Origin of the sequence: Maribacter litopenaei (assembly GCF_025244665.1) — a bacterium.
GTDB classification, from domain to species: Bacteria; Bacteroidota; Bacteroidia; order Flavobacteriales; family Flavobacteriaceae; genus Maribacter; species Maribacter litopenaei.
Genome location: NZ_CP104205.1, coordinates 1,680,907 through 1,703,124, shown reverse-complemented (window position 1 = coordinate 1,703,124; position 22,218 = coordinate 1,680,907). Strand labels below are relative to the sequence as shown.

The 22,218-nt window shown below is 38.3% G+C and carries 14 protein-coding genes and 10 pseudogenes; 6 read left to right on the top strand and 18 right to left on the bottom strand.

Translation table 11 applies throughout. The annotated features are described in order from the left end of the window. The 17 genes and pseudogenes from hisH to NYZ99_RS08930 all read right to left on the bottom strand — a co-directional run bounded on the left by hisH (position 1) and on the right by NYZ99_RS08930 (position 15,989). The gene (gene hisH / locus NYZ99_RS09010) at positions 1-582 is read right to left on the bottom strand and encodes an imidazole glycerol phosphate synthase subunit HisH (protein ID WP_260574956.1); all 582 of its coding nucleotides are present in this window, start codon (positions 580-582) and stop codon (positions 1-3) included. Continuing rightward, positions 579-1,722: pseudogene (gene hisB, locus NYZ99_RS09005) on the bottom strand (bifunctional histidinol-phosphatase/imidazoleglycerol-phosphate dehydratase HisB). The gene hisH and the pseudogene hisB overlap by 4 nt, the downstream one beginning before the upstream one ends. Position 1,723: 1 nt before the next feature. After that, positions 1,724-2,777 (bottom strand): annotated as a pseudogene (gene hisC / locus NYZ99_RS09000) (histidinol-phosphate transaminase). A gap of 75 nt (positions 2,778-2,852) precedes the next feature. Continuing rightward, positions 2,853-4,136 (bottom strand): annotated as a pseudogene (gene hisD, locus NYZ99_RS08995) (histidinol dehydrogenase). Beyond that, positions 4,136-4,994: pseudogene (gene hisG, locus NYZ99_RS08990) on the bottom strand (ATP phosphoribosyltransferase). Before hisG ends, hisD begins: the two co-directional pseudogenes overlap by 1 nt. Positions 4,995-5,256: 262 nt before the next feature. After that, positions 5,257-6,071 (bottom strand): annotated as a pseudogene (locus tag NYZ99_RS08985) (prohibitin family protein). Between the two features lie 10 nt (positions 6,072-6,081). Next, positions 6,082-6,834 carry a hypothetical protein gene (locus tag NYZ99_RS08980; RefSeq protein WP_260574955.1) on the bottom strand — a complete coding sequence of 251 codons (753 nt, stop codon included), beginning with the start codon at positions 6,832-6,834 and terminating at the stop codon, positions 6,082-6,084. Positions 6,835-6,866: 32 nt separating this feature from the next. Beyond that, entirely contained in the window at positions 6,867-7,649 is a 783-nt protein-coding gene (locus tag NYZ99_RS08975; protein WP_260574954.1) for a hypothetical protein, read from the bottom strand. After that, positions 7,627-8,106 (bottom strand): hypothetical protein, encoded by a 480-nt coding sequence (locus NYZ99_RS08970; RefSeq protein WP_260574953.1) that lies wholly within the window; start codon positions 8,104-8,106, stop codon positions 7,627-7,629. The genes NYZ99_RS08975 and NYZ99_RS08970 overlap by 23 nt, the downstream gene beginning before the upstream one ends. 48 nt (positions 8,107-8,154) lie before the next feature. After that, complete coding sequence (fabG, locus tag NYZ99_RS08965; RefSeq protein WP_260574952.1) at positions 8,155-8,904, bottom strand: 3-oxoacyl-[acyl-carrier-protein] reductase; 750 nt, start codon at positions 8,902-8,904, stop codon at positions 8,155-8,157. Positions 8,905-8,998: 94 nt separating this feature from the next. Next, positions 8,999-9,871: a succinate--CoA ligase subunit alpha gene (gene sucD / locus NYZ99_RS08960; protein ID WP_260574951.1), complete on the bottom strand. Its 873-nt coding sequence runs from the start codon at positions 9,869-9,871 to the stop codon at positions 8,999-9,001. Between the two features lie 67 nt (positions 9,872-9,938). After that, positions 9,939-10,874, bottom strand: coding sequence for a UDP-3-O-(3-hydroxymyristoyl)glucosamine N-acyltransferase (locus tag NYZ99_RS08955; protein ID WP_260574950.1), 936 nt, complete (start codon positions 10,872-10,874; stop codon positions 9,939-9,941). Positions 10,875-10,884: 10 nt separating this feature from the next. Then, a pseudogene (gene efp / locus NYZ99_RS08950) lies at positions 10,885-11,450 on the bottom strand (elongation factor P). 73 nt (positions 11,451-11,523) lie between these two features. Beyond that, a pseudogene (lpxA, locus tag NYZ99_RS08945) lies at positions 11,524-12,308 on the bottom strand (acyl-ACP--UDP-N-acetylglucosamine O-acyltransferase). Between the two features lie 10 nt (positions 12,309-12,318). Next, the gene (locus NYZ99_RS08940) at positions 12,319-13,716 is read right to left on the bottom strand and encodes a bifunctional UDP-3-O-[3-hydroxymyristoyl] N-acetylglucosamine deacetylase/3-hydroxyacyl-ACP dehydratase (protein WP_260574949.1); all 1,398 of its coding nucleotides are present in this window, start codon (positions 13,714-13,716) and stop codon (positions 12,319-12,321) included. 2 nt (positions 13,717-13,718) lie between these two features. Next, positions 13,719-14,736: pseudogene (gene lpxD, locus NYZ99_RS08935) on the bottom strand (UDP-3-O-(3-hydroxymyristoyl)glucosamine N-acyltransferase). Between the two features lie 23 nt (positions 14,737-14,759). Further along, entirely contained in the window at positions 14,760-15,989 is a 1,230-nt protein-coding gene (locus NYZ99_RS08930) for an HD domain-containing protein (protein WP_260574948.1), read from the bottom strand. Between the two features lie 119 nt (positions 15,990-16,108). On the opposite strand from NYZ99_RS08930, the pseudogene porX reads away from it, so the two are divergent. The 6 genes and pseudogenes from porX to NYZ99_RS08900 all read left to right on the top strand — a co-directional run bounded on the left by porX (position 16,109) and on the right by NYZ99_RS08900 (position 20,942). Then, positions 16,109-17,653, top strand: a pseudogene (gene porX / locus NYZ99_RS08925) (T9SS response regulator signal transducer PorX). 5 nt (positions 17,654-17,658) lie between these two features. Continuing rightward, positions 17,659-18,120 carry a tRNA (adenosine(37)-N6)-threonylcarbamoyltransferase complex ATPase subunit type 1 TsaE gene (tsaE, locus tag NYZ99_RS08920; RefSeq protein WP_260574947.1) on the top strand — a complete coding sequence of 154 codons (462 nt, stop codon included), beginning with the start codon at positions 17,659-17,661 and terminating at the stop codon, positions 18,118-18,120. A gap of 166 nt (positions 18,121-18,286) precedes the next feature. After that, positions 18,287-18,421: a hypothetical protein gene (locus NYZ99_RS08915; protein WP_260574944.1), complete on the top strand. Its 135-nt coding sequence runs from the start codon at positions 18,287-18,289 to the stop codon at positions 18,419-18,421. Between the two features lie 109 nt (positions 18,422-18,530). After that, a complete protein-coding gene (locus NYZ99_RS08910; RefSeq protein WP_260574942.1) occupies positions 18,531-19,196 on the top strand; it encodes a hypothetical protein in 666 nt (221 codons plus the stop codon). Between the two features lie 92 nt (positions 19,197-19,288). Further along, positions 19,289-20,488 carry an alanine dehydrogenase gene (locus NYZ99_RS08905; protein WP_260574940.1) on the top strand — a complete coding sequence of 400 codons (1,200 nt, stop codon included), beginning with the start codon at positions 19,289-19,291 and terminating at the stop codon, positions 20,486-20,488. A 70-nt stretch (positions 20,489-20,558) separates the two neighbouring features. Then, on the top strand, positions 20,559-20,942 hold the full coding sequence (locus tag NYZ99_RS08900; RefSeq protein WP_260574938.1) for a DUF4258 domain-containing protein: 384 nt from the start codon (positions 20,559-20,561) through the stop codon (positions 20,940-20,942). Here the strand turns inward: NYZ99_RS08900 and NYZ99_RS08895 are convergent. After that, positions 20,943-22,108 (bottom strand): annotated as a pseudogene (locus tag NYZ99_RS08895) (proline dehydrogenase family protein). Between the last annotated feature and the right edge of the window lie 110 nt (positions 22,109-22,218).

The following is a 22,218-nucleotide window of genomic DNA, read 5'->3' as shown; positions in this document are numbered from 1 at the left end:
TTACAATTCTAAGAAGTTAGACAAAATCCGCTCACCTATGTCACTGCTTTTTTCAGGATGGAATTGGGTTCCATAAAAATTATCATGTTTTAGCCCAGCACTATATTTCAATCCATAATTTGAAATAGCAATAGTTTGACTACATAGGGGAGCATAAAAACTATGGACTAAATAGATATGGCTCTCTTCTTGGATACCCTTAAATAAGTCCGATTTTAGGTCAGAAATTTGATTCCAACCTATTTGTGGCACCTTTACACTTTTTGAAAATCGAAGGACGTCAACATCAAAAATTCCCAATCCCACTGTATTGCCTTCTTCAGATCTATTGCACATGAGCTGCATTCCCAAGCAGATTCCCAAAACCGGTTGTTTTAAGTTAGGAATTAAGTCATCCAGCCCACTTTCCCTAAGTTTTTTAATGGCACTACTTGCTTCCCCTACCCCAGGAAATATGACTTTGTCAGCCTTCCGAATTTCATCGGCCTTATTGCTTAAGACAGCTTCGTACCCCAATCTTTTTATGGCAAACTTGATACTTTGGATATTACCTGCCCCGTAATTAATAATAACAATTTTCATAAAACCCCCTTGGTAGATGGTAATACCATTTTTTCTACATCTCTCTTTACGGCCATTTTTATGCTCTTTGCAAAGGCTTTAAAAATAGCTTCAATTTTATGGTGCTCATTTGTGCCTTCCGCTTTAATGTTCAGGTTGGCTTTGGCCCCATCAGAAAATGATTTAAAGAAATGATGAAACATCTCTGTAGGCATGTCCCCTATTTTTTCACGTTTGAATTCCGCATCCCACACCAGCCAATTTCTGCCACCAAAATCAATCGCTACCTGAGCTAGGCAATCATCCATGGGTAAACAGAATCCGTAGCGCTCAATACCCAGTTTGTTCCCTAATGCGGCGTAAAATACTTCTCCTAAGGCAATTCCAGTATCTTCAATGGTATGGTGTTCATCTACTTCCAAATCACCATTTACCATAATCTTCAAGTCCATCTGTCCGTGGCGGGCCAATTGGTCCAACATGTGATCAAAAAAGGCTAATCCGGTTGTGATATCGCTTTTTCCGGTTCCATCCAAATTCAACTGGATGTCAATATCGGTTTCGTTGGTCTTACGGTGGGTAGAAGCAGTCCTATCCTTTAATTTTAAAAATTCATATATCTTTTCCCAATCATTGCTTTCAAGGGCAATTATGTTATCCAATTCTTCCCGCTTTACGGTAATTTCACCTGTGCCCAAGTTGGTTTCGTCGTTAATGTATATACCTTTAGCGCCTAAATTCTTGGCTAGTTCAATATCCGTGAGTCGGTCACCAATCACAAAAGAGTTTTCAAGATCATAGCTATCCGAGAAATAACCGGTAAGTAGTCCCGTACCTGGTTTTACTGGTATTGGCATTTTCATGAGGGAAGGTGCGATCTAGAAAAACCTTATCAAATACCACCCCCTCATTTTCAAAGGATTTTATAATGAAATTATGAACGGGCCAAAATGTTTCTTCAGGGAAGGAATCCGTTCCCAAGCCATCCTGATTGGTAATCATCACCAATTCATAATCCAGTTCCTTGGCAATTTTCCCTAAAAAAGTAAACGCCTTCGGATAGAAAATCATTTTCTCGAAAGCATCGATTTGCTCGTCAGCTGTCTCCTTAATAATGGTACCGTCCCTATCTATAAAAAGGACTCTTTTTTTATTTTCCATATTATTTTGGTAATATTTTTAAAGCGTCAAGTAACTTTTTGTTTTCCGCTGGGGTACCCACTGTAAATCTGAGGGTATTCTCACACAAAGGCTGGGTGGTTCTATTTCTTACGACAATCCCCATTTTTAATAATTCATTATACCTCTGAGTGGCATCATCCACCAAAGTCAATATAAAATTGGCATCCGTCTTATACACTTTTTCAACATAGGGCAAGGTTGCCAGTTCCTCTACCAAGTTGTTTCGCTCCTCTAGAATCGATTTAACTTCATCCTTGACTCTTTGCTCATTCAAAACCCGCTCCAAAGCCCGTTGCTGTGTCAATTCATTGACATTATACGGAGGTTTTATTTTATTTAAAACCGATATTATTTCTTTGGATGCAACACAGATACCCAAACGGATACCAGCCATTCCATACGCTTTGGACAAAGTCTGTGTTACAATCAAATTTGGATAATCCGATAGTTTTGAAACCCAACTTTCCTCGTTGGAAAAATCAATATATGCTTCATCAATAACTACCGAGACCATGGAATGATTTTAAAAGTTTTTCGATACGTTCGGAATCAAAACTGTTGCCCGTTGGATTGTTGGGCGAACAGATAAAAACCATTTTGCTTTGATTATCAATAGTCCTTAGAATCGTGTCAACATCTGGTTGAAAATGCTTTAATAACAACACTTCTCGATTCTCTACCACATTGATATTGGCCAATACGCTATACATACCATATGTGGGCGGCAATGTAATAATATTGTCCGATTTTGGCTCACAGAAAGCACGAAAAAGCAGATCCAGCACTTCATCACTGCCATTCCCCAAAAGTATATTCTCTTCCAAGATACCTTTCTGTGTCGACAATACCGCTTTTAAACTCCGCTGCTGTGGGTCGGGATACCGATTTACCCCATTTTCAAAGGGATTCTCATTGGCATCCAAAAAAATCATATTAGAACCATCCGATACATATTCATCCCGCGCAGAGGAATAAGGTTTCAACCTTTTTACGTTTTCACGAGTGATATTATCTAATTTAAAATTGTTTTTCATTTCTCTATTGTGGCTTCGACTCCACTCAGCCACCTATTATTTTATCATTCGTCATTTCAACTATGCTCAAAAATCTTATTCTAAGCTTTTTAATCTAAGAGTAACCGCATTTTTATGTGCCTCTAGACCTTCTGCCTCTGCCATCAATTCAATGGCAGGATCAATTGTTTTGATACCCTTCTGACTTATTTTTTGGAATGTCATGCTTTTCATAAAACTGTCCAGATTCACCCCACTATATTGTTTTGCATATCCGTTGGTAGGAAGCGTATGGTTAGTACCTGAAGCATAGTCCCCCGCACTTTCCGGAGTATAATTGCCCACGAATACGGAACCCGCATTGGCAATAGCATTAATAAAGAAATCTTCATCCTTTGCACAAATAATATAATGTTCTCATTCATATTCATTTATCAGATCCGCTGCCGAATCCTTATCGGGCATATATATCAGTTTGCTATTTTCAATGGCTTTTTTGGCAATATCCTTTCTTGGTAAGTCGGCAAGTTGTTTTTCCACTTCTAACTCTACTTTCCCTATCATTGTTTCAGAAGTCGAAACCAAAATCACCTGGCTGTCCACACCATGCTCTGCCTGACTCAGCAAGTCGGAAGCCACAAAAGATGGATTCGCAGAATCATCGGCAAAAACCAATAACTCACTGGGTCCAGCTGGCATATCAATTGCCACACCGTGTTTTGTGGCAATCTGCTTGGCAACCGTCACATATTGGTTTCCCGGTCCAAATATTTTATATACCTGTGGAATGGATTCCGTTCCAAAAGTCATACCCGCAATGGCTTGAATACCACCTACTTTAACTATTTTGGTAATTCCACATAGTGTAGCCGTATATAAAATTGCTGGATTTACTTTTCCTTCTTTATTAGGGGGTGTACATAGAACAATTTCAGTACAACCCGCCAGTTTTGCCGGTATGCCCAACATTAATATGGTAGAAAATAAGGGCGCGGTGCCCCCAGGGATGTATAACGCAACTTTTTGAATGGGCCTTTTTTCTTGCCAACATTCTACTCCTGGGGCTGTAGTAACAACGACTCTTTCTGTCCTTTGGGACTTATGAAATTGCTCAATATTCTTTTTTGCCAATTGTATGGCATTTTTTAAGTCGTTGGAAACACTTTCATTGGCTTCATCCACTTCCCTTGTTGATACCAATAAGGAATCCAAGGAAACCCCGTCAAATTTCTCCGTATACCTTTTTAGGGAGGCATCACCGTCCTTTTTCACTTGTAAAAAAACGGTATTTACGGTTTCCTCGATATCCGCAACGGTTTGAGTGGGTCGTTTTAGGATATCTTTCCATTCGACCCTATCGGGATTCACTATTTTGTTCATCAGAGTACCATTTTTTCAATAGGACATACCAAAATTCCTTCGGCGCCCGCTTTTTTCAATTCATCGATTACTTCCCAAAAAGTATCCTTGTCAATTACCGTATGCACGGAACTCCAACCTTCTTCCGCCAAGGGCAGCACCGTTGGACTACGCATTCCAGGGAGGAGGCTCAAAATTTCCGATAATTTCTGATTTGGGGCGTTCAAAAGCACATATTTTGATTTTCACGGCCCTAAGAACGGATTGAATTCTGAATTGCAATCTTTTCAACAATGCCGTACGCTCTTCGGAAATTTTAGGGGATACAGCTAAAACAGCTTCACTGGTCAGCATCACTTCAACCTCTTTCAAATTGTTTTTAAACAAGGTACTGCCACTGGATACAATATCACAAATAGCGTCTGCCAATCCAATATTAGGGGCAATTTCTACAGAACCATTAATGATGTGTAATTCGGCCTTTACCCCTTTTTTCTTTAAATAATTGATCACTGTGTTAGGATAGGATGTCGCAATGCGCTTACCTTCAAAATCTTGAATCGATTTGTATTTAACTGATTTTGGAACCGCTAAAGAAACTTTACATTTAGAAAAGCCCAATTTTTCCGCAATAGAAATATCCTCTCCCTTTTCAATTAGAACGTTCTCACCAATAATGGCAATATCCACTACACCATCCCTCAGATATTGGGGGATATCACCGTTCCGCAAATAAAAAACCTCCATAGGAAAGTTTCTACTGGATGCCTTTAACTGGTCTTTACCATTATCAATGGAAATACCACAGTCCTTTAAAATTTGAAGGGAATCCTCATTTAATCTTCCCGATTTTTGAATAGCTATTCTAATTTTTGTCATTTCATGCACTATTTTTAATGGCTTAAAGCCAAAAACAAAACCCGCTTGATTTCTCAAACGGGTTTTAAAATATGTTTGTAATACTACAATACACTTTTACCTCGCTTGAGAGCAAGTATAAAAATGATGATGTGTATTGTTTTTCTTCATTCTGTGGTAAAAGTAAAATTTAATTTTTTTGTGTAAAAGAATATGTTTTAAAAATAACAATTTTTAAGTCGATTATTTTTATTTCAATATTCAAAGTACACTTATTATATGATTAATTATTACCCAAAATCAAAGGCAGCCCGTCTCCTCCACTTCCAATAACCACAACCTTTGAATTTGGTGACTCGGACATTTTTAAGGTTGCATCGATACCTTTATCCTGCAAGATCTTATCGGTAAGGGAGGCACTTAAAATTTTATTCGCATCCGCTTTACCCTGAGCTTCTATTCTTTGACGCTCTGCCTCCTTTTCTGCGGTTATCAAACGAAATTCATATTCCAAGGACTCTTGTTCCTGCCTCAACTTGCGTTCAATGGCATCTTTAATTGTTGGTGGTAAAGTAACATCACGTACCAAAATTTCATTGAGCTGAATATATTCGTCATCCACAATTTTTTTGGTCTCCTCAAAGATTTCAGATTGTATAGCGTCTCTCTTGCTGGAGTACAATTGTTCGGGGTATATCTTCCCACCACAGATCGTGCCGCTGAGCGTATCGTTGGCAATAAAACACGCTGTATATAATCCTCCCCCTTTTCCTGGTGCAATTTTCCCAATTCATTATACTTAGGTTGAAACCAGGCTGAAGCATCTAACTTAATATCTAGACCATTACTTGAAAGAACGTTCATTTTTTCAAAAACCTCTTGTTGACGCACCTCGTATACAAAAACCTTGTTCCATGGGGCTACAATATGAAAACCCTCACCCATGGGAGGTTCGTCCGTTACTACACCATTTCCAAAAGTCTTGTAAAGTACTCCTGCCTCACCGGAACCTATGGTAACAGCGGATTTTGAAATTAATATGACCAGCACTATAAAAATAAATATTACCGGTAAAGCTATTTTGGGCAATTTGTCCATCAGTATTCGTTTAAATTAGTCCGTTATATTTTCGTAGGAACCACTCTAATGTAAAGGCCAAAACTATAATGGCCAAGAGTATCCTGTAGTCTATCAAAGATACGATATTTTCAATGCTTTTCCGGGTAGGCAAGTAGTTGTTGTTGGAGTTAAGGTCCTCAATCAGAGCATCTATTTGGTTTGGATAAATGGATGAACCCCCGGTGTTGTTTGCCAACATGGCCATTTTATTGTAATCACTAGACACAAACTGTTTCTCTAAATCAAAATCAGAAATAACAAAGCTACCGTTTTTAGAGATGTTCTCGCCTTCTACCTTTACCGAAAAGTCGTAAGCACCAGGCGTAAGGTTACTCAAATCAGCTTCATAATACCCACTCCTAATCGCCATGAATCTTGTTGATGAATTTTGATTTTCGGAATTAACTACGGTAATGTTCAAGGTCGCATTGGGATCGAACAAATAGGCTTCATCAAAATAGGTGGCCGTAACTATCGCGGCATTGCTACCTTCAAAAATAGTATTGTATTCTAGGTTAAGCCTATCTCTTTGACCGTTTGCTGTAAAATAGCGAACCAACTTACCCATAAATTCATCGAAATTGGAAAAATCACCGCTATTACGATACGATTGCGCTCTCCATCTCCATATATCAGTACCCATCCAAATGCCCTTTTTCCACGATTCATCTCCAAAAACACTGAGCAAGGGAGAATTTATATTTACTCCCCTTATTTCAGAATCCAATAAAATATCGTGCAAAGAATTTACTACTATCGGATCTGCGTCACTGGTTAAGGGAGGAAAATCCGTTGTATCAAAATCGGAAATATCAAACTTGGAAAATCCGAATTCAATCTACCGAATACTTCTTGTGATGGATAACCCAATTCAATTTCAAAATCCTCCTGAACTTGATTCAAGAAATTAAAATCGGAATTGACACCAGTGAAGATTAAGTAATTTGATTTTTTATTTTTAATGAACTCAAATATGGAACTAAAATTTCTTGTAGGTTCGTAAAGGAAAAATATATCCATTTCATCCAGTTCTTCCACCGGGGTATTTGGTTTTAGAATAACGACTTTTCGCTGTTCATTACTTTCGATAGACTTCTTGAGGGCCCCTAGATCAGGATGCAAAACTTCAGAAACTATCCCAACGTTCGTCTTTTCATCTATAACTTCCACAATAGTTTCACGCGAATTGTTTATGACATTTCTTTCGGATGGTAATTCCGAAGCCTTTACTATGATTTTTTTTAATCCTACTGTATTGGCGTCTATAAGCGTATTGATATTTTTTAAATTATTGGTTCCAGTTAAACGGATGGATTCAGAAAAAATGGTCCGCTCCCCTACCTGAATAGTAACACGAGTGGATATTTCACCGGTTCCCTGATACCGTAGGTAGGTTTCCAATGGAAACTTATTATTAAGAAAGGCATAGGTATTTGTATTTATCGGATATATACTCAAATCTTCATAAGCTGTGGTATCCCCAACCGTTACCGTATAAACGGACAAATTCGTTCCTGAATTATAGGTATAGTCCCTACCTACGTTCTCGGTTACCATCAGAAATGAGTACTACCGCACCCTGCTTTCTACGGTGCGCCTCATTGATATCGTAAAGAGGCTTGTTAATATTGGTCAACCTGTCTTGAAAAGACAAACTATCCATAGGTTCCATGACCTCTCCGAAGGCATATTTACTAATCGTAAATCTATCTTTGAGTTCCTCTGCCTCATCCAATGCTGATAAAACCGATTTAATAACATTTTCACTGTCCTTTACGGAAGAGGAATTATCCACCAAAATGGTCAAGAAAGATTTCTCTATGGTATAGGTCGTTTTCTCTAATTTAGGATTTACCAAAAGCAACAGGATTCCAAAAACCCCAAAAAATCGTAAAAATGCCAGCAAAAATTGAAGTTTTCCCCGCCGACTATTTCTAAAAAAATACTGAAACAATGCTACTGAAAGGGCCACAATAGCGGCCAAAATAATAAGTAGAACTGTTTCAGTTTGCATCAATAAAATTTGTGATTATGCAGAGGGAAGCCTCAAATAGCTTTTGATTTAGGTAAGCATACCTCCATCTACGTTTAGCACTTGACCCGTTATGTAAGCTGATAAATCGGAAGCAAAGAAAAGGCAAGCGTTTGCGACATCTTCAGTAGTTCCACCCCGCTTTAAGGGGATTCCTTCTCTCCAACCTTGCACCGTTTTTTCGTCCAATTTTTCAGTCATTTCCGTCTCGATGAATCCTGGGGCTATGGCATTACACCTAATGTTTCCGGAACCCAATTCCAAAGCAACGGATTTGGTAAAACCAATCATACCAGCCTTGGAAGCAGCATAATTCGTCTGACCGGTATTACCCTTTACACCAACAACACTGCTCATATTGATAATCGACCCTTTACGTTGTTTTAAAAAAGTACGTTGTGTGGCCTTAGTCATATTAAAAACCGACTTTAGATTAATGTCTATTACTGTATCAAAATCCTCTTCAGACATACGCATTAATAAATTGTCTTTCGTGATGCCTGCATTATTGATCAACACATCAATAACACCGTCAAAGTCTTTCAGTACTTCTGCCACCAAATTTTCCGCTTCCTCATAACTTGCTGCATTGCTTTTATAGGCTTTAGCCTTCACTCCAAGGCCTTTTAGCTCCTTTTCCAATTCCAAGGCAGGAGCTTCGCTTGAACTATAGGTAAAAGCTATATTAGCTCCGTTTTCAGCAAATACTTTGGCTATCCCTTTTCCTATTCCACGACTTGCTCCCGTTATTATGATATTTTTTCCTTCTAAAAGTTTCATCTGTATTTATTTGTAAGGTCCTTTATCAAATATAAGTATATAGGCGAAAAAAAATCCCGTTAATACGGGATTTTATATAGATTTTAAAGTTGTCCTATGACATTACTTCTTTTACTTTGGCACCAATTTCCGCAGGGGAATCAACTACATGTATGCCATGCTCTCTCATAATTTTCTTTTTTGCCTGGGCAGTGTCATCACTACCACCAACAATTGCTCCAGCATGCCCCATTGTCCTACCCGCAGGTGCTGTCTCACCGGCAATGAACCCAACGACGGGTTTTTTACTTCCACTCTCCTTGTACCATTTAGCAGCATCAGCTTCCAATTGACCACCAATCTCGCCGATCATCACTACACATTCCGTTTCTGGATCGTTAATCAGCAGTTCCACGGCTTCTTTCGTAGTAGTCCCAATAATTGGATCTCCACCGATACCAATAGCAGTTGTAATTCCTAATCCTTGCCTTACTACTTGATCGGCTGCTTCATAGGTTAAAGTTCCTGATTTTGAAACGATTCCGATATTACCTTTCTTAAAAACAAAACCGGGCATGATTCCTACTTTTGCCTCTCCAGGAGTAATAACACCCGGACAGTTAGGATCAATCAGCCTGCAGTTTCTATCCTTAATGTAGTTGGACGCAATGACCATGTCAGCTACAGGAATTCCTTCGGTAATGGTAATAATAACCTTGATTCCCGCATCCGCAGCTTCCATAATGGCGTCAGCAGCAAAAGCTGGTGGAACAAAAATAATGGTAGTATCTGCACCAACTTTTTCAACAGCCTCACTAACCGTATTGAAAACAGGTTTCCCTAAATGCTCCTGACCACCTTTACCGGGAGTAACACCTCCAACGATATTGGTGCCATACTCAATCATTTGTTCGGCATGAAAAGTTCCTTCACTACCCGTAAATCCTTGTACAATTATTTTGGAATCCTTATTTACTAAAACGCTCATACTGCTCTTTGGTTTTTATTTCTGCAAAAATATATGTTTGTCCAAGAATACTAAAGTATTCTGCTTCTTATTTGTTCTCCATTTTTTTTATGATATCCGGAATTTTTTTGGTGTAGGCCAATTGCTTCAGTTTTTCCCTGGATTCTTCTATGGGGGTTCCAAAATAGCTTTTTCCACCTGGCACCGATTTGGTAACTCCGGTCCGGCCCATGATTACGGCTTTCTTACCTATGGTAATGCCACTATTGGTCCCTACCTGTCCCCAAAGCGTAACTTCGTCTTCAATGACCACACAACCGGCAATACCGGTTTGGGAGGCAATCAAACACTTTTTGCCAATTAGGGTATCGTGACCTACATGGATCTGATTATCTAGTTTAGATCCCTCTCCTATTGTTGTATCTCCAGTAACGCCACGATCAATAGTACACAATGCCCCCAAGTCCACATTATCCTCCAATACTACCCTTCCTCCGGATAATAGTTTATCAAAGCCCTCCGGCCTGTTTTTATAGTAAAATGCATCGGCTCCTAGCACTGAGCCTGCATGTATGGTTACACCATTTCCTATGACACAGTTGTCATATATACTCACATTGGAATGAATTACACAATTATCCCCAATCGTCACATTATTACCAATGAAAACATTGGGCTGTATGATGGTATTTTTACCGATTTTAGCGGTATTGGAAATTGACCTAACCGAAGTCACAAAAGGACTGAAATACTGCGTTAGTATATTAAAGTCCCTAAAAGGATCGTCCGAAATCAATAGGGCCTTTCCCTTCGGACAATCCACCTTTTTATTTATAAGAATTACCGTAGCCTTTGAATTTAAGGCTTTATCATAATATTTGGGGTGGTCTACAAATACTATATCCCCATTTTCCACAACATGAATTTCATTCATGCCCAATACAGGGAAATCCGAATCACCCACATACTCAGTTTTTATGATCTCGGAAATTTGTTTTAAGGAAAATGTAGTAGGAAATTTCAAGAAGCTAGTTTTATTCTTTTACCCGTTCCATATAAGAACCGCTTGATGTATCGATTTTTATCTTATCACCTTCATTAATGAACAAAGGAACATTGACTTCCGCTCCTGTTTCAACTTTGGCGGGTTTGGTAGCATTGGTTGCCGTATTCCCTTTTACTCCAGGTTCTGTATATGTTATCTCAAGGACTACACTTGCTGGCATCTCCACAGATAACGGCATGCTGTCTTCCGTATTGAACATAATTTTTACGACTTCTCCCTCCTTTAGCAGACCTGGAGCGTCCAATGCCCCCTCTGCCGGAGTGATTTGGTTGTAATCCTCCGTATTCATAAAATGATAGGTCTCCCCTTCTGCATACAAAAACTGATACGATCGCGTTTCCACACGAACGTCCTCAATCTTATGTCCCGCAGAGAACGTATTGTCCGAACTTTTCCTGTGGAAACACTTTTCAATTTGGTCCTCACAAAAGCTGGGCCTTTACCGGGTTTCACATGTAAAAATTCTATAATCTTATAGATGTCATTGTTGTATCTAATGCACAATCCTTTTCTAATATCTGATGTAGATGCCATTCTATTATTTACTTAAAATGATGATTATGATGAACTGCTAAGTCAAAATTTAGCAGTTGCAAAATTAATATAATTAACTATTACTGAAGTAACCTTTCATGATACCCCGTTGTGAATCTCTTATAAATTGAAGTATCTCATCACGTTCTGAGTCGCTTCCATCTCGGCTTCCAATATTTGTACGGCCTGGGTATTATTATAACTTTTCTGATACAATATTCTATAAATGTTCTGTATTTCCCGGATCTTATCGGATTCAAAACCTCTTCTTCTAAGCCCAACTGAATTTATGCCCACATAGGAAAGAGGTTCCCTGGCTGCCTTCACATAAGGTGGCACATCCTTTCTGACCAATGAACCTCCTGTTACAAAGGCATGCTGCCCTACGGACACAAATTGATGTACCGCTACTAATCCGGCAAGAATAACATTGTCACCAATGGTAACATGGCCCGCTAAAGTGGAATTATTTGAAAAAATACAATTGTTACCTACCAAACAGTCATGGGCGATATGACAGTAGGCCATTATCAAACAATTCTTTCCAACTACCGTTTTCATGCGGTCTGAAGTTCCCTTATGAATGGTGGCACACTCACGTATGGTGGTTCCATTTCCAATGACTACGGTGGTTTCTTCGCCTTTGTACTTTAAATCCTGTGGAGGTGCTGAAATAACGGCACCGGGAAAAATATTACAATTTTTTCCAATACGTGCACCTTCCATGATGGTCACATTTGAGCCTATCCATGTACCTTCACCAATGGTAACATTATTATGTATAGTGGTGAAGGGTTCAATAACCACATTCTTCGCAATTTTGGCACCTGGATGTACATAAGCAAGCGGTTGATTCATAAGACGTTGATTATTTGGATTTTACGATTTGCGCCATAAGTTCCGCCTCAGAAACTAGCTTATCATTGGCATATGCATAAGCCTGCATATGACAGATACCTCTTCTTATGGGTGAAATTAAATCACATTTAAAAATTAGAGTGTCCCCAGGAAGTACTTGTCTCTTAAACTTTACATTATCCATTTTCATGAAAAATGTCAAGTAGTTTTCTGGATCAGGCACAGTACTTAGGACCAATATCCCTCCTGTTTGAGCCATGGCCTCCACTTGTAGAACACCTGGCATAACTGGTGCTCCTGGAAAATGCCCAACGAAGAATGGCTCGTTCATAGTTACATTCTTCACTCCTACCACATGGGAATCAGACAATTCCAATATTCTATCAACCAACAAAAAGGGAGGCCTATGTGGCAGCATCTTCATGATTTGGGTAACATCCATTAAAGGAGGTTGACTCAAATCATACTTGGGCACATTGTTTCTTTTTTCAAGCTTAATAATCTTTGAAAGCTTTTTGGCAAATTGCGTATTTACAAAATGCCCTGGTTTATTCGCGATAATCTTGCCACGAATCCTCGTGCCTGCCAAAGCAATATCACCCACAACATCCAATAACTTATGGCGTGCAGCCTCGTTAGGTTGATGCAAGGTTAGGTTATCCAATATTCCATTTGGCTTTACGGAAAGTTTTTTCTTATTGAAGGCTTTTTCCAATTTTTTCATGGTAGCCTCAGAAATCTCCTTATCAACATATACTATGGCGTTATTTAAATCACCTCCTTTAATAAGGCCATTTTCCAAAAGCATTTCTAGTTCATGTAGAAAACTAAAGGTTCGGGCAGCTGAAATTTCCTCTTTGAAATCGGAAAGTTTATCCAATGTTGCGTTCTGGGTTCCTAGTACTTTGGTACCAAAGTCAACCATGGTAGTCACCTGATATTCCTCCGCTGGTATAATTGTGATTTCACTTCCAGTGGCTTCATCCTTATAGCTGAGTACATCCTTTACAACATATTCTTCCCTTAGGGCTTCTTGTTCCACAATTCCTGCACCTTCCAAAGCTTCAACAAAAAACTTGGCGGAACCATCCATAATGGGTGGTTCAGGTGAGTCCAATTCTATTACTACATTGTCAATTTCCAAACCCACTAAAGCAGCCAAAACGTGTTCTGAGGTATGTATTTTGACACCATTCTTTTCAAGGTTTGTACCACGTTGCGTATTCACTACGTAATTGGCATCTGCCTCGATTATTGGCTCACCTTCCAAATCTACACGCTTAAATTTATAGCCATGGTCCTCAGGAGCGGGAACAAATTTAATGGTTACGTTCTCGCCAGTATGCAAACCAACACCGGTGAGGGAAACCTCTTTGGATATGGTACGTTGTTTTTCAGTTGTGTTCATCGTCAATCCTTATTTTCCAAGTTGTCGATTCTATTAATTATTTTCGGTAAGTTTTTAAAGTGTACGTAGGATTTATTAAAGTCCCCATAGTTCAGGGCAGGAGATCCCTGTAAGACTTCATTGTCTTTTACATTTCTTCCAATACCGGATTGGGCCTGTATACGGACATTGTTGCCAATTACTATATGACCCACGATACCAACTTGCCCGCCAATCATACAATGTTTTCCTATTTTGGTAGAACCTGCTACTCCGGTTTGGGCAGCAATCACAGTATGTTCACCAATTTCTACGTTATGTGCTATTTGTATTTGATTGTCAAGCTTTACGCCTTTTCTTAAAATTGTCGAACCTAATGTGGCCCTGTCAATTGTGGTACCCGCTCCAACATCCACATTGTCTTCCAAGATTACGTTTCCCGTTTGTGGAACTTTACTAAATTCTCCATCGGAATTGGGAGTAAATCCAAAACCATCGGCGCCGATAATAACTCCACTGTGAACTACACAATTATTCCCAATAATACTTTCTGAATAAATTTTGGCACCGGCAAAAACAACAACATTATCACCAATTTTCACATTGTCCCCAATGTACACATTCGGATAGATTTTGACATTGTTTCCTATGGTCACATTATTTCCCGTGATAGGAAAAAGCACCTAGGTACAATTCATTACCGAAGGAGGCCGTTTCCGATTTAAAAACCGGTTCTTCTATTCCTATTTTATTGTTCTTAACCTGATTGTAATATTCCAATAATTTGGAAAAGGATTTGTAGGCATCATCTACCTTAATCAACGTCGTTTGTAAGTCTTGGTCCGGAATAAAATCCTTGTTTACAATGGTAATGGAGGCTTTTGTTTTGTAAATATGGGAAGTGTATTTGGGGTTTGCCAAAAAGGTTAAAGAACCTTTTTCACCCTCTTCAATTTTGGCCAATTTATGTACGGCTATCTCAGGATTTCCATGGACTTCACCTTCTAAAATACCCGCAATTTGACCTGCTGTAAACACCATGGGCACAAATGTAAGAAAAATTGTTAAACGGCATCTTTAGGGTAACATATATAATATTTGGTCACCGTTTTGGAAAGTGCACTTATATTCAAATGATCGGAAAGTTTCGCTACATCAACAATCTTCCCATTTTTCCTCAAAATATTAATGTTCTGACTGGTATCATTGTATGCCCTGTTCTCAATTTCACCGGTGAATATAAAATAGGAAATTTCATCTTCCGTCGTTAAACCCAACAACTCCCCTACCTTTTTCTTCTTTTTGGTTAGTTTGGCCTGTTTAATAGGTTCCTTCTTTACCTTTATGTGCAACAGCTTTCTATTGATCAACATTTTACATAGAAGCTGTAATACTTTGTCGTCCTCTTCTTGCCATTCTTTTACTGCTGAAAGAATGTCGATATCGTCAAGCTTTGAGAACTGCTCAAGAACTTCATTATCAAAACTCTCTAATTGAATGCTATTATGAAGAAAAAAAAGCAACGATTTGCTACCTTTTATACTTTTGCCTTCTCCTATTAAGTGTCGTGCCCGCTTTAAAATACTGATCAGAAGTTGTTCTGCTACCACCCCAGTTTTATGAAGGTATACCTGCCAATACATAAAACGCCTTGCCATTAAAAATTTCTCCACCGAATAAATTCCCTTTTCTTCTACGACCAGATTTCCATCTACTACATTTAACATGGTAATGAGTCGTTCTGCATTAGTATTCCCTTCCGATACCCCCGTGTAAAAACTGTCTCTCTTTAAATAGTCCAATCGATCCATGTCCAACTGACTTGAAACCAATTGATTTAAAAATTTTTTAGGGTGTTTCCCTGTGAAGATAGAAATTGCCACTTCCAATTGGCCATCGAACTCAACATTCAACTCTTTCATGAATTGCAACGATATATGCTCGTGGGATACCCCATTTACGATACTATGTTCCATAGCATGTGAAAAAGATTCATGACCTATATCATGAAGAAGAATGGCACCTAAAAGTCCTTTTTCATCGGCATCTGAAATGTCGACTCCTTTAAAACGCAATACCTGTACAGATTTTTGCATGAGGTACATACTACCAAGTGCATGGTGGAACCTAGTGTGGTGCGCCCCTGGATATACCATATATGAAAGTCCCATTTGAGATATTCTTCTTAACCGCTGAAAATATGGATGTGCGATTAGGTCAAAAATCAAATCACTGGGAATCCTAATAAATCCGTAAATTGGATCGTTAAATATGGTGAGTTTGTTGGGTATCATTTAATGCAACGAAATTAATTCTGATTATCAAAGTTATACAAATGCACTTACACCATTTAGAATGTTTTATAACTAATTAGAGATTGGAAGACCCTTATTAAAAGTCCTAAAAAAACTAAATGAACAAAATAAAAATTCTCCGGGTAGATGATGAAGTGGATTTATTGAAGCCACACATTATTTTCCTTCAAAATAAAAATTATGACGTTATAACGTGCCAAAGTGGTCAGGAAGCTTTGGAAGAATTGGAGAAAACACGAGTGGATATTGTATTCCTGGACGAGAACATGCCCGGTATATCTGGTTTGGAAACATTAAGCGAAATAAAAGTTATCGATTCTTCCCTTCCCGTGGTTATGATTACCAAAAGTGAGGAAGAATTTATAATGGAAGAAGCCATAGGATCAAAAATTGCAGATTATCTTATAAAACCTGTAAACCCCAATCAAATACTACTTTCCCTTAAAAAGAGCTTAGATCATTCCGGACTCGTTTCGGAAAAGACGACCAGTAGCTATCAGCAAGAATTTCGAAAAATTGCCATGAACATGTCCATGGTCAATTCATACGAGGAATGGGCAGAACTTTACAAAAAATTGATATACTGGGAGCTACAGTTAGAACAGATTGAAGACAGTGGTATGTTTGAGATATTGGAATCCCAAAAAGTGGAGGCCAATAATCAATTTGGAAAGTTCATCGACAAAAATTATCAGGATTGGTTCAACGGAGGTGATGCCCCAATACTATCACATACCCTGTTTAAAAATTGGATTGCCCCTGAAATAAAGGAAGAAAAAACATTGTTGATTGTGGTCGACAATCTACGATATGACCAATGGTATTCCTTTGAGGATACGGTAGGATCATTCTATAAAAAGACCAAGGAGAAATCCTATTTCAGCATTTTGCCAACGGCTACCCAATATGCCGGAAATGCGATCTTTTCTCGGATTGACACCATTGGACATGGAAAAAAAATATCCCGATTGGTGGAAAAACGATACAGACGATGGAGGCAAAAATCTTTATGAAGACAAATTTCCGGAAGCACAATTAAAGCGCCTTGGGCTTGATTTAAAATGGGAATACCATAAAATAAGTAGTCTTAAGCAGGGGAAACAACTATCCCGAACTTTAGATCCCAAAAAGAAAATGACCTTACTGTAATTGTATACAATTTTGTAGATATGCTCTCCCACTCAAAAACGGAAATGGAAGTAATAAAGGAATTGGCCTCCAATGACAAGGCCTATAGATCCCTAACACAGAGTTGGTTCAAAAACTCACCTTTATTGGAAATCATACAACAAGCGCAAACAATGGGTTTCAAGCTAATCATTACAACAGACCATGGGACCATCAATGTAAAATCACCTTCCAAGGTCATAGGTGACAGGGACACCAGTTTAAACCTTAGATATAAAACGGGCCGAAGTCTTAGCTACGAAGATAAAGATGTGTTTGCGGCAAAAGACCCGAGTAAAATCTTTCTGCCCAACATCAACGTAAGTAGTTCCTTTATTTTTGCTAAAAACGACCTATTCTTTGCCTACCCCAATAATTACAACCATTACGTAAGTTATTATAGAAATACATATCAACACGGCGGGGTTTCTTTAGAGGAAATGATTGTCCCTTTTATAGTTTTGGAGGCTAAATAGTACTTATGGAATTGGTTTATAAGGAACATGAGCTTCAAAAAGTTGCAAAAACAATTTTAACAGAATTCCCAAATACTAAATATGCCTTTTACGCACCTATGGGCGCCGGTAAAACTACTTTGATAAAAGCATTAGTGCAGGAATTGGGAAGCGTGGATGAAGTAAATAGCCCCACTTTTGGACTGGTCAATGAATATGAAGATACCAATGGAAATCTAATAGCTTATCATTTTGATTTTTATAGGCTAAGGGACGAAATGGAAGCCTTGGATTTTGGATTGGAAGACTATTTCAACACCGATGGCTATATTTTTATGGAATGGCCTGAAAAAATCCAATCATTACTACCAGCCGATATTATCGAGTTAAAAATTGAAATTCGGATGCTTCAACCGAAGGATATCAACATTTTAAAAAATTCGCTTCAGGATTACCTTCATTTTTCAGAATTAACCACATCGTTTTAGTAAGGTTTTTATTGTAATTTTTCGATGAAATGCTTTCAAATCGATGAAATGCACATTTTTTACGTTCAAATACACAATTTTAACGTTTAAATGCATTTTTTTTGTCCATTATTTCTTACGTTTGTACTAGAACATAGAGTACTAACTAAAAAAACCCCTAGTGAAAATGAAAAACAAAAGAACTTTTTTGGCTTCTTTGGCCTTAGGTATTTTTTTATTCGCCATGGCCGCACCAATTATAACTGTTGATAATGATCAACAATTGGGAATTGAGAAAAGAAAACTTACAAAGAAGATTTAACTAATTTCTTCTTTAACTTTTAAAGGGTGGAATTTCCACCCTTTTTTATTGCATAAAATTATACTATATATCCCTATTTCTCGTTAGCAAATTATAATATAGCGGAAAAATGGTATCGAGGACAAGAAAAAAGAAAGCTAAAAAGAAAATTTATTTAGAAACAATATTAGTTTTTTTTATAGCCCTTTCTCCCTTCTTATATAAAATTTATGAGTATGTGCCTCTTGATGAATATGGTGTTGGGCATGTGTTTGGTTTCGAAATTTCTACACGAGGATTCGAGGATGCTTCAACTTACTTGTGGTTTCTAACTAGCAAGATTGTTCCACTTTACTTACTTATATTACGGTTTTTGACGTCAAAAAATTGGTGGTATCATATTATTTTGATTCCAATTGCAATGTATGCTTTTCAAATCTTTGAAGTAGTCTTTGTAAATGATGATACTGTTGATACTGCAAATTTATTATGGCTTCTCCCAATTTGTATGATTATAATTCCATTTGTTTACTTTATTCGGGTAAAATTATATGACAAATATGTTCATGGTATTGATCTGGAAGCCATGGAGGCCGAACTTCAAGAATTAAAGGATAAAGATATTTCTGATGGATATTCATCAATTTCACAAAATGAGAAAGAGGAACTATCAGATGAATTGAAACAAAAATCCCTTTCCGAAGAAATAGACAGAAAACTCTCCACGGATAATATTGAGCAGGGGCTTAAAGTGTTCCAGGACAAACTTCAAAACTGGTTTAATTTCAAATTTTAACTAATAGGTTATCTCATTAATCTTGAAAATAACTTTTATCTAAAAATCATATATTTGGTTGAGGATTAAATTCCTATTTTAGAATACCTCGTATGAACCAACCAAGCTCCCCATTTAGCAAACACCAATTGATTCCACAGGAGGAAACCCTTGAAGTCTTAAGGCAGAAAGGGGAACTCTTTATCGGTATTCCTAAAGAAAATCAGTATCAGGAAAAACGGATTTGCCTTACTCCTGATGCGGTAAATGCAATAACCTCCAATGGTCATAGGGTACTATTGGAATCGGGAGCCGGTGAAGGGGCAAATTTCTCCGATACCGACTATATAAATGCGGGAGGTGAAATAACAAAGGATACAAAAAAAGTATTTTCCTGTCCCTTGCTACTTAAAGTAGAGCCTCCTACCCTATCGGAAATTGGGTTAATTCACCCTCAGACCACGGTAATTTCGGCCTTACAAATAAAAACACAGAACAAAGGATACTTTGAGGAGTTGGCCAAAAAAAGAATTACCGCTATCGCCTTTGAATATATTCGTGATGAGGATGGAAAGTACCCTGCCGTAAGATCCCTGAGCGAAATTGCCGGAACCGCTTCCGTACTAATTGCAGCTGAACTCATGGCCGCGACAAATAGGGGAAATGGTCTTATGTTTGGTAATATTAGTGGTGTACCGCCTGCCGAAGTGGTGATTATTGGCGCGGGAACCGTTGGCGAATATGCGGCAAGGTCTGCTATTGGGCTGGGTGCCAACGTGAAAATTTTCGACAATTCCATCACTAGGCTAAGAAATATACAGACCAACTTGAAACAGACAGTGTATACGTCAACAATACAACCCAAAAATTTACTAAAGTCGTTAAAACGCTGTGATGTGGCCATTGGAGCCACTCGCGGCAAAGGAAGGTCGCCTGTCATAGTAACAAGGACTATGGTAGAACATATGAAGAAAGGTGCGGTTATCATAGATGTTAGTATTGATACGGGCGGGTGTTTTGAAACTAGCGAGATTACCAATCATCATAAGCCTACTATAGAAAAATGTGGGGTTTTGCATTATGGTGTTCCCAATATTCCCTCACGATATCCGAAAACCGCTTCTGTATCCATCAGCAATATTTTCACCCCGTATTTGTTAAAAATAGGCGAAGATGGGGGGTTGGAAAATTCTCTCCGATTTGATAAGGGGTTACGGAACGGACTCTATATGTACCATGGAATCCTTACCAATAAGTCGGTCGGGGATTGGTTTGACCTATCTTACAGTGACATCAACTTTCTAATATTTTAGAATTTCAGGAACTTACTTTCAGCATCCGTAATAATCCTATAATTTTACGCTCTACATTTTATCTACAACCATGACTTTTTTAAAGCGTTTGGGATTTTATTTGGGAGGCTTTGCCATTGGAATTATCTTTTTGGCCATGTTTCTAAGAAAAAAGTCCGATGAAACCGGGGTAAGCTTTTGCTATTTCCCAAACTGTAGAACCTTAAAGGACATAAGATCAAAACCACTTTATTATTCAAATAAAGTACAAAGTCTATTAGCTGAAAAGGAATTAGATTCCCTAGATATAGCTTTTCTCCTTACTAATGGAGAGGTAGACTTTTCCGAAAGTGACACAAAGAGCAGTCCCTGCAAAACCTATTTTATCGAAGGGGACCAAAAAGAAAGAAAACTGGAAGCTTGGGTAAAAAATTGTCCAGATAAAGCCAGTATTGAATCAATACTTGCTCGATAATTAAATTTTTCTTCGTTTACGTTCCTTTTTAAGTAAGGACAGCTCCCTACTGGTTTGACCGGCTACAGAGGTGTTCTCTTCTGCCCTTCTAATCAAATAAGGCATTACATCCCTTACAGTTCAAAAGGAAGGTATTTTGCCACATTATAACCATGGGAGGCGAGGTTAAAGGAAATATGATCACTCATACCATAGAGTTGACCAAACCAAATATTTTCATTGTCATTTTCTACCCTCTTTTCCTTCATTAATTGCATGAGTTTATAGCAACTATTTTCGTTATGTGTACCGGAAAAGATGGCCATATCATCAAGGTTCTCTACCATATAGGCTATTGTAGCATCAAAATTTTCGTCGGTAGCGGCTTTGGATTCACAAATAGGGCTTGGATATCCTTTTTCACGGGCTCTCTCATTCTCTTTTTCCATATAAGCACCGCGCACAACCTTTATTCCAATTTTGAAATCTTCCTTTAGCGCACGTTCGTGTAAATCCTTTAAATATGGTAGCCTATCCCATCTATAGGTCTGAAGGGTATTAAATACAATAGCCTTCCTTTTATTGTACTTCCGCATCATATCCTCCGCGAGCTGGTCGGCGGCGTCCTGCATCCAACTCTCCTCTCCATCTATTAACAAGGATACATCCAGGTCATGAGCCTTTTTGCACACTCTATCAAACCTATTGATGACCCGTTGCCACTCCGCCTCCTCCTTTTTCGTTAATTTTCCTCCTTCACTTATCTTTTGATATAAGGCAAACCTACCAAATCCGGATGGCTTAAAAACAGCAAATGGAATAGCATCCTTCTCTTTTACAAAATCCAATATCTTTAAAATCATTTCCGTTGCATTGTCCAAAGGATCTTCTTCATCCTTTCCTTCTACGGAATAATCCAATACGGAACATACTCCTTTTTCGAACATTTTGTCCACCACTGGCATACAATCGGCTTCATTGACGCCACCACAAAAGTGGTCGAATACAGTCGCCCGAATAAGCCCTTCTACAGGAAGATGGGCCTTAATGGCAAAATTGGTCATGGCCGTTCCTATCCTAACCAAAGGTTCATTGGCAATCATCTTAAAAAGAAAATAGGCCCGTTCTAACTCTGAATCTGTTTTTAGAGAAAATGCAGTTGCGGTATTCTCAAAAATAGCATCCATATGCATACAATTTTTAAGGCTCCAAAGATAAAGACAGGATTTCTATTCTATTGATTAAAATAACCTTTATTTTGCGCTCTTAAATTAAAGTTTTTTGGTCTATTCATAAT